The sequence below is a fragment of the Brevundimonas denitrificans genome (genome assembly GCF_030160755.1).
In the GTDB taxonomy this organism is placed as follows: domain Bacteria; phylum Pseudomonadota; class Alphaproteobacteria; order Caulobacterales; family Caulobacteraceae; genus Brevundimonas; species Brevundimonas denitrificans.
Map to the genome: position 1 here is coordinate 1 of NZ_BSOY01000113.1, position 4,602 is coordinate 4,602.

Annotated in this window: 6 protein-coding genes; 5 read left to right on the forward strand and 1 reads right to left on the reverse strand. The window is 70.4% G+C overall.

Annotation, left to right across the window (positions count from 1 at the left end):
* From QQJ79_RS14860 to QQJ79_RS14870, 3 genes are all read left to right on the forward strand, one after another.
* The coding region (locus tag QQJ79_RS14860; RefSeq protein ID WP_284223708.1) for a hypothetical protein at positions 1–366 on the forward strand (366 nt) is incomplete at its 5' end.
* On the forward strand, positions 363–1,190 hold the full coding sequence (locus QQJ79_RS14865) for a DUF2461 domain-containing protein (protein WP_284223709.1): 828 nt from the start codon (positions 363–365) through the stop codon (positions 1,188–1,190). The genes QQJ79_RS14860 and QQJ79_RS14865, both read left to right, overlap by 4 nt.
* Positions 1,187–1,801, forward strand: coding sequence for an adenylate/guanylate cyclase domain-containing protein (locus QQJ79_RS14870; protein WP_284223710.1), 615 nt, complete (start codon positions 1,187–1,189; stop codon positions 1,799–1,801). Before QQJ79_RS14865 ends, QQJ79_RS14870 begins: the two co-directional genes overlap by 4 nt.
* A 6-nt stretch (positions 1,802–1,807) precedes the next feature.
* Here QQJ79_RS14870 and QQJ79_RS14875 read toward each other — a convergent pair whose 3' ends face one another.
* Complete coding sequence (locus tag QQJ79_RS14875) at positions 1,808–2,986, reverse strand: acetyl-CoA C-acetyltransferase (protein ID WP_284223711.1); 1,179 nt, start codon at positions 2,984–2,986, stop codon at positions 1,808–1,810.
* Positions 2,987–3,206: 220 nt separating this feature from the next.
* On the opposite strand from QQJ79_RS14875, the gene trhA reads away from it, so the two are divergent.
* Together trhA and phaR are read left to right on the forward strand one after the other, a co-directional pair.
* The gene (gene trhA / locus QQJ79_RS14880) at positions 3,207–3,920 is read left to right on the forward strand and encodes a PAQR family membrane homeostasis protein TrhA (protein WP_284223712.1); all 714 of its coding nucleotides are present in this window, start codon (positions 3,207–3,209) and stop codon (positions 3,918–3,920) included.
* Between the two features lie 59 nt (positions 3,921–3,979).
* Positions 3,980–4,579 (forward strand): polyhydroxyalkanoate synthesis repressor PhaR, encoded by a 600-nt coding sequence (gene phaR / locus QQJ79_RS14885; protein ID WP_284223713.1) that lies wholly within the window; start codon positions 3,980–3,982, stop codon positions 4,577–4,579.
* Positions 4,580–4,602: the final 23 nt, after the last annotated feature.

Genomic DNA, 4,602 nt, shown 5'->3' on the forward strand with positions numbered 1-4,602 from the left:
CGCGAGGGCTGGCGGCGGGCCGACCAGCCGTGGACGCCGCGCAGCCGACTCGACCCGGACGACGAGGGCGCCGAGCTGGAGGCGCGCGTCGGCGGCGACCTCGACAAGGTCGATCTGGAGGAGCTGGTCTGGGTCGCCCACCGGCGGATGCTGCGGGCGGTGATGCGCGGCGACGCCGTCGAGGCCCTGCGCTGGCGCCGCGTCCACGCGGCCATGGCCGACGAACAGGCCGAACTGGACCGCTTCATCGAACAGGAGGAGGCGATCCGCTACATGCAGTCCGGTATGCATCCGGACGCAGTGGACTCTTCGGACGCTTCGGACGGTGTTTTTCAATCCGGAGAGGCGGCTATAGGGGAGGCATGACCTTCCCCGGCTTCGACCCCGCCGACCTGGCCTTCCTCTCCGGCCTGGCCGTGCACAACGACCGCGACTGGTTCACCGCCAACCGCGCCGTCTATGACGACCGGCTCAAGCCCGCGCTGGGCGCCCTGATCGCCGACGCCTCGACCGCCTGCGCCCGGCGCGGCCTGCCGCTGGGCGGCGATCCGAACAAGAGCCAGTTCCGCATCCACCGCGACGTGCGCTTCTCGAAGAACAAACAGCCCTACAAGACCCACCTCTCGGCGGTCCTGACCCGCGACGGGCTGAAGATGTCGCCCGGCATGGCCTATATCCACATCGAGCCCGAGGGCGGCTCGCGCGTCACGGCCGACACGTTCGACTATGACTCCATCGACCCGCTCGACCCCTCGACCCACCCCGCCGCGCGTCTGGCCGCGCCCGAGCCCGAGGCCCCCGCCGCCGCCATTCCCGATATCGAGGACGCCCACGGCCGCGGAGCCTATGTCTCCGCCGGCTTCTTCCTCTACGACCGCAAGAACAGCGAAAAGGTCCGCCGCGCCATCGCCGCCGATCCCGACGACTGGCTGGCCGTCGAGGCGCATCTGGCGGCGCGCGGCCTGCGCCTCGCCCCCGGCATGGCCGTCAAACGGATGCCCAAGGGCCATGACGACCACGCCGGCACGGCGCTGGAGCCGTCGCTGAAACGCCTGCAGTGGTACGCCCGCCGCCCCCTGACCGGCGCCGAGGTCTCCAGCCCCGCCCTGCCCGAGCTGCTGGCGGACTTCGTCGGCGACATGAAGCCCCTGCTCGATTTCGGCTGGCGCGCTCTCTACGGTGCGCCATGACCGCCGATCCCCTGCTGTCCCCCGGCCCCGACCACGCCGCCTCCGAGGCCGCCCTGCGCGCCTGGGCCTCGGCCCGCGACCCGGCCGCCCGCACGGCCATCGAGACCGACCTGTGGCGCCGCTTCGGCCGCACCCTGACGGTGGTGGTGGTCGACATGTGCGGCTTCTCGCGCCGCGCCCGCACCGACGGCCTGATCGGCGCCCTGTCGATGATCGCCACCCTGCGCGTGACCATCGCCGAGGTCGCCGTCCGCCACGGCGGCCGGACCATCAAGTTCGAGGCCGACAACGCCTTCCTGACCTTCGACCAGTCCGCCCCGGCCCTGACCGCCGCCCGCGACGCCCTCGCCTCCCTGCGCGCCGTGGCCGACCAGCCGATCGAGATCTCCGTCGGCATCGACCGCGGCCCGGTCCTGCTGCTGGACGGGACCGACCTCTATGGCGAGCCGGTCAATACGGCCAGCCGGCTGGGCGAGGACATGGCCCGGCGCGGCGAGATCCTGCTGACCCCTGCCGCCGCCGCCGACCTGCCCGACGCCTCGGGCCTGCGCCCGATCTCGCTCAGCCTCGCCGGCGAGCCCTTCGCCGCCTTCACCGACCCGCCGGAATAGGAGAGATCAGACCCGCTCCACGCACATGGCCACGCCCATGCCGCCGCCGATGCACAGGGTGGCCAGGCCCCGCTTCGCGTCCCGCCGCTTCATCTCATAGAGCAGCGTCGTCAGGATGCGGGCGCCCGAGGCTCCGATCGGATGGCCGATGGCGATGGCGCCGCCGTTGACGTTGACCTTGTCCGGGTCGAGCCCCAGTTCCCTGAGCACGCACAGGCTCTGGGCCGCGAAAGCCTCGTTGGACTCGACCAGATCGAGATCAGCGACGGTCCAGCCCGCCTTCTCCAGCGCCTTCCTCGAGGCCGGGATCGGCCCGGTGCCCATGACCGCCGGATCGACCCCCGCCGTGGCCGAGGACACGATCCGCGCCAGCGGCTCCAGCCCCCGGGCCCTGGCGTCATCCGCGCTCATCAGCACCAGCGCCGCCGCCCCGTCGTTGAGCCCCGAGGCGTTGGCCGCCGTCACCGAGCCCTCCTTGGTGAAGGCGGGCTTGAGCCCCTGCATGGCCTCCAGCGTGGCCCCGTGGCGGATGAACTCGTCCCTGTCGACGACGCTGTCGCCCTTGCGGCCCTTGATGGTCACCGGGACGATCTCGTCGTCGAACCGCCCCGCCTTCTGCGCCGCCTCGGCCTTGTTCTGGCTGGCCACCGCAAAGGCGTCCTGGTCGCCCCGGCTGATCTGGAACTGTTCGGCGATGTTCTCCGCCGTCTGGCCCATGTGATAGCCGTTGAAGGCGTCCCACAGGCCGTCGCTGATCATGGTGTCGACCAGTTTGACGTCGCCCATCTTCTGGCCGGTGCGCAGGGTCTGGGCGTGCGGCGCCTGGCTCATGCTCTCCTGGCCGCCGGCCACGACGATGCGGGCGTCGCCGAGGGCGATCTGCTGCGCCGCGATGGCCACCGCGCGCAGGCCCGAGCCGCAGATCTGGTTCAGGCTCCAGGCCGGGACCTCCTTCGGGATCCCCGCGCCCATCGCCGCCTGCCGCGCCGGCCCCTGCCCCGCCGCCGCCTGCAGGACGTGGCCGAGGATCACCTCGTCGACCTCGTCCGCCTTCACCCCCGCCCGCTCCAGCGCCGCCTTGATGGCGACCTCGCCCAGCTTCGACGCCGGCAGGCTCGACAGGCCGCCGAGGAAGGACCCGACCGGCGTGCGCGCGGCGGAGACGATGACGACTTCAATGGACATGCAGGGACCCCTGAAACCGGCCGACGGCGAGGGAGCGCCCGGCCATGGAAAACGAAACCTCTACGCCCTTCCCGGGCATTAGGCCGCGCGAAACTAATCGTGGCGTTTCTGCCGCATCCCGCCGCCTTCGTCACGCATGACGAGCCCGTTCAGCGAATGGTCACCCGCCGGGCCGTACATTGGCGGGAACAAACAAGAGCGGGAAAGGCTTGATGGGGCCATGCTCAAGAGACTGAAAAACGTGTTCGTGCAGGTCTGCGTCCCCGACGAGCTGGACATGGCCGAGCACTACCGGACCCCGGCGGAGAAGACCGCCGACCTGATCGTGCACGTGGTCGGCCTGACCCTGGCGGCCGTGGGCGGCATCGTCCTGGCCGTTCTGGCCGCCATCTATTCGGGCATCGGCGCCGTGCTGGCCACGGCCGCCTATGCCCTGTGCCTGATCGCCATGCTGGCGGTTTCGACCGTCTACAACCAGACCCGACCCTGCGCCGCCCGCCCGATCCTTCGCCGCATGGACGAGGCGGCCATCTTCCTGATGATCGCGGGCAGCTACACGCCCTTCACGACCCAACGGTTCGAGGGCGGCTGGGCGATCGGCTTCACCCTGCTGGTGTGGACCGTGGCCCTGGCCGGCGTGTTCACCAAACTGATTGCGCCGCGCATCTCCGACGCCTTCTGGAGCGCCGTCTATATCGGCTTCGGCTGGCTGGCCGTGCTGGCGCTCAAACCCCTGGTCGACACCGTCCACCCGGTCGCTCTCGGCCTGCTGGTGCTGGGCGGCCTGATCTACACCGCGGGGGTCTTCGTCTTCATCAGCCCGCAGGTGAAGTTCCGCCGGGCCATCTGGCATGGCTTCGTCGTCACGGGCGCCACCGTGCACTGGGCTGCGGTGCTGGTGGGGGTGGTTCTGGCCCCCGCCGCCATGGGCTGATTTGCATGCGGCTTCGCGCTGCGGGATAGTGCGGCAGTGCAACAGGTCAGGGGTTTGGCGTGGCGGACAAGAAGGCCGGAGCGGGTGAGACCGTCGTCATCAAGAAGTACGCCAACCGGCGGCTCTACAACACGGCCACCAGCGCCTATGTGACGCTCGAGGACCTGGCCAAGATGGTCCGCGAAGGCACCGAATTCGTGGTCTTCGACGCCAAGACCAATGACGATCTGACGCGCCAGATCCTGACCCAGATCATCTTCGAGGAAGAGAGCCGCGGCGAAGCCCTGCTGCCGGTCCAGTTCCTGCGCCAGCTGATCGGCTTCTACGGCGGCCAGATGCAGGGCGTTCTGCCCAGCTATCTGGAGATGTCGCTCGACAGCTTCAGCCGCCAGCAGGAGCAGATGCGCGGCCAGTTCTCCAAGGCCTTCGGCGCAGCGCCCGGCGCGGGCATCCTCGACGAGGCGGTCAAGCGCAACATGGCCCTGTTCACCGATGCGATGAAGATGTGGCCCGGCTTCAACGCCCTGACCCCCGGCGGACCCGCGCCCGGCGCGGCGCCCGAGACCCGGGCCGCGCCCGCGCCCGACCCGCTGGCCGAGATGCGCCGCCAGATGGACGAGATGCGCAGCCAGCTCGACAAGCTGTCGAAGGGCGGCTGACATGACCGACGAGGTTCGCCCCG

Coding starts and splice junctions, on each gene's coding strand:
- QQJ79_RS14865 (WP_284223709.1), top strand. CDS start 363: ATGACCTTCCCCGGCTTCGACCCCGCCGACCTGGCCTTCCTCTCCGGC.
- QQJ79_RS14870 (WP_284223710.1), top strand. CDS start 1,187: ATGACCGCCGATCCCCTGCTGTCCCCCGGCCCCGACCACGCCGCCTCC.
- QQJ79_RS14875 (WP_284223711.1), bottom strand. CDS start 2,986: ATGTCCATTGAAGTCGTCATCGTCTCCGCCGCGCGCACGCCGGTCGGG.
- trhA (WP_284223712.1), top strand. CDS start 3,207: ATGCTCAAGAGACTGAAAAACGTGTTCGTGCAGGTCTGCGTCCCCGAC.